The organism is Vibrio sp. 10N.261.51.F11, from assembly GCF_041471665.1.
Taxonomy (GTDB): Bacteria; Pseudomonadota; Gammaproteobacteria; order Enterobacterales; family Vibrionaceae; genus Vibrio; species Vibrio crassostreae_C.
Genome location: NZ_JBFROW010000027.1, coordinates 1,266 through 1,814 on the forward strand (window position 1 = coordinate 1,266; position 549 = coordinate 1,814).

The window sequence follows — 549 nt, forward strand, 5'->3', positions numbered from 1 at the left end:
GAGCAGCTGCTTTCTCAAGCATCAGATGTGGAAGGCGATGACTTGACGGCCAGCAGCCTAACGGTCGACGGTGATGCGACGGTTGTAGCTAATGATGACGGCAGCTTCACCATCACGCCAGATGAGAACTTCAATGGTGATATCGATATTAGCTTCGATATCTCAGATGGTACCAATACCGTTCAAGCATCAGCTGACCTAACGGTTAACCCAGTTAACGACCTGCCAGTCCCTCAAGATCAACAGTTCAGTGTTGAAGAAGATGGAACGCTTATCTTCACCGATGCAGACCTATTAACAGGCGCTACCGACATTGAAGGTGATAACCTAACGGTTGAAGGTGTGACCTACGATGGTGGCGACGGTATCCTTACTGACAACGGCAACGGTACGTACACCTTTGCGCCAAATGAAAACTTCAATGGTGACGTAAACTTCGGCTTCGATGTGTCAGACGGCACCGATACGGTCTCTGCGAACATCGATGTAAGTGTGACTGCGGTTGATGATGCGCCTGTGTCTGGTGACCTAGCGTACTCAATCGACGAA

The 549-nt window shown here is 49.7% G+C and carries 1 protein-coding gene; it reads left to right on the plus strand.

Annotation, left to right across the window (positions count from 1 at the left end; all coding sequences use genetic code 11):
* A partial coding sequence (locus AB4351_RS09620; protein ID WP_372125760.1) for a cadherin-like domain-containing protein occupies positions 1-549 on the plus strand: 549 nt, incomplete at both ends.